The sequence below is a fragment of the Arthrobacter sp. 10L430 genome, assembly GCF_056395245.1.
In genome coordinates this window covers 1-2,410 of sequence record NZ_JBFTJD010000051.1, presented here as the reverse complement: position 1 = coordinate 2,410, position 2,410 = coordinate 1, and the positions used below count along the sequence as shown (strand labels likewise).

2 protein-coding genes are annotated in these 2,410 nt (G+C 66.8%); both read right to left on the bottom strand.

What is annotated here, in order from left to right; translation table 11 throughout:
• Positions 1-878, bottom strand: an 878-nt coding sequence (locus AC1DDG_RS21595) for a glucose-6-phosphate dehydrogenase assembly protein OpcA (RefSeq protein ID WP_230121521.1), incomplete at its 3' end; no start/stop codon positions are given.
• Complete coding sequence (gene zwf / locus AC1DDG_RS21590; protein ID WP_476877688.1) at positions 875-2,383, bottom strand: glucose-6-phosphate dehydrogenase; 1,509 nt, start codon at positions 2,381-2,383, stop codon at positions 875-877. The genes zwf and AC1DDG_RS21595, both read right to left, overlap by 4 nt.
• Positions 2,384-2,410 lie beyond the last annotated feature (27 nt).

Sequence of the window (2,410 nt, the reverse complement as noted above, 5' to 3'; positions counted from 1 at the left end):
CCGAACACTTCGTCGGGATCCAGACGCCGCAGTTCCTCGGCCAGGCAGTCCCGCAGGCTTCGCCGCGGCAGGGAAATCCGCTGGGCAGGCTGGCCCGGTTGGGTCAGTTCGGCCACTGACAGTCCGGGCCGGAACAGCTGGACGTCGCCGCTTGCCCGGCTCAGGCGGACGCGCCGGATACCGGTGCCCGCGGGGTCGGCGACGATCGTCACCGGGGCGTCCAGGGAGAGGGTGAGCCAGGCCGCCAGCAGGATGGTGCTGGGGGAGTCCGAAGCACCCTCCACGGCCACCGCGGTGACAGGGGATGGGTCCACCTGGTCCAGCACTGCCGCGAGCTGGATGCGCCAGTTCGTCAGGCGGGTCCAGGCGAGGTCCGTGTCGCCTGCCTTGTAGGTGTTCCGGATATTCTCCAGGGCCACCTGCGGTTCGGCTTCGTTCGCGGAGTCGGTGATGCGCCGGTGGGCGATCTTGCCGATGGATGTCTCGCTGGCATTCTTCGGCGCGCCGTGCGGCCACCAGGCCACGATCGGAGCGTCAGGGAGCAGCAACGCGGCGACGAGGGACTCGCTTTCCTCTGCGAGTTCCCCGAAGCCGCGCAGCACGATCACTTCCGAGGCTCCGGCGTCACCGCCGACCCGGATCTGGGCATCGAGCCGGTTGGGAGCGGCAGAGCCGGCATCGGCAAGGACAATGATTCGGCAGGGGTGCTCCCGGCTGGCCTCGTTGGCTGCCTCGATGGCCTCCTCTTCCAGWCCCGATTTCGTGACGACCACCAGGGTCAGCACGCGGCCCAGAGCGATCACCCCGCCCTGCTCCCGCAGGGACATGATCTTCTTGGAGACCTTGGAGGTGGTGGTGTTCGGAAGATCTACAATCATGGCCTTCTCCAGGTGCGTCCGTCGCGGGCGAGCAGCTCGTCAGCGGAGGCCGGGCCCCAGCTGCCGGGTGCGTAGGGCTCGGGCTGCTCGCCCAGGCCCTCCCAGTATTCCTCGAACGGATCCAGGATCTTCCAGGAGAGCTCCACTTCCTCATGCCTCGGGAACAGCGGCGGCTCGCCGAGGAGCACGTCAAGGATCAGCCGTTCGTACGCCTCCGGGCTGGACTCCGTGAACGAGTGGCCGTAACCGAAGTCCATCGTCACATCCCGCACTTCCATCTGCGTGCCGGGGACCTTGGAGCCGAAGCGGATCGTGGCGCCCTCGTCAGGCTGGACCCGGATCACCACGGCGTTCTGCCCGAAGTCATCCTCGCCGTGGTCGCGGAACAGCAGGTTAGGCGCGCGCTTGAACACCACGGCGATTTCCGTGACGCGCCGGCCCAGGCGCTTGCCGGCGCGCAGGTAAAACGGGACCCCGTGCCAGCGCCGGGTATTGATGTCAACGCGGATCGCGGCAAAGGTCTCGGTGGTGGAATCGGCCGGGATGCCSTCCTCCTCGAGGTAGCCCTGGACCTGCTCGCCGCCCTGCCAGCCGCCGGCGAACTGGCCGCGGGCGGAGTGGGTGGAGAGGTCCTCCGGCAGCCTGACAGCCGCCAGGACCTTTTCCTTCTCCGCACGCAGGTCATCCGCGTTGAAGGAAATAGGTTCCTCCATCGCAGTSAGCGCCAGCAGCTGCAGGAGGTGGTTCTGGATCACGTCACGGGCAGCACCCACGCCGTCGTARTACCCTGCRCGGCCGCCGGTGCCGATGTCCTCGGCCATGGTGATCTGCACGTGGTCAACGTAGTTGGCGTTCCACAGCGGTTCGAACAGCTGGTTSGCGAAGCGCAGCGCCAGGATGTTCTGCACCGTCTCCTTGCCCAGGTAGTGGTCGATCCGGAAGACCGCGTCGGGCGGAAAGACCGATTCCACGATGTCGTTCAGCTGCCGGGCCGACTTAAGGTCGTGCCCGAACGGCTTCTCGATGACCACACGGCGCCACTTGTCGCCTTCAGCCTGGGCCAGACCGTGCTTCGAGAGCTGCCGGCAGACCTGTTCAAAGGCCTTCGGCGGGATGGACAGGTAGAACGCATGGTTGCCGCGCGTGCCGCGCTGTTCGTCGAGTTCCTTGATGGTCTCGCCGAGCCGCTCAAAGGCGGAGTCGTCATCGAACTCGCCCTGCACGAAACGGATGCCTTCGGACAGCTGGTTCCACACCGCCTCATCGAACGGCGTACGGGAGTACGTTTTGACCGCGTCTTTCACCTCCGCCGCGAAGTCCTCGTTGTCCCACTGYCGCCGGGCAAAGCCCACCAGGGCAAAGCTGGGCGGCAACAGGCCGCGGTTCGCGAGGTCATACACGGCGGGCATGAGCTTCTTGCGGGCGAGGTCACCCGTGACTCCGAAGAGCACGAGCGACGACGGTCCGGCAATCCGGTTCAGACGGCGGTCCCGCGGATCCCGCAAAGGGTTCCCGCTCCTGCCCGCTGACCT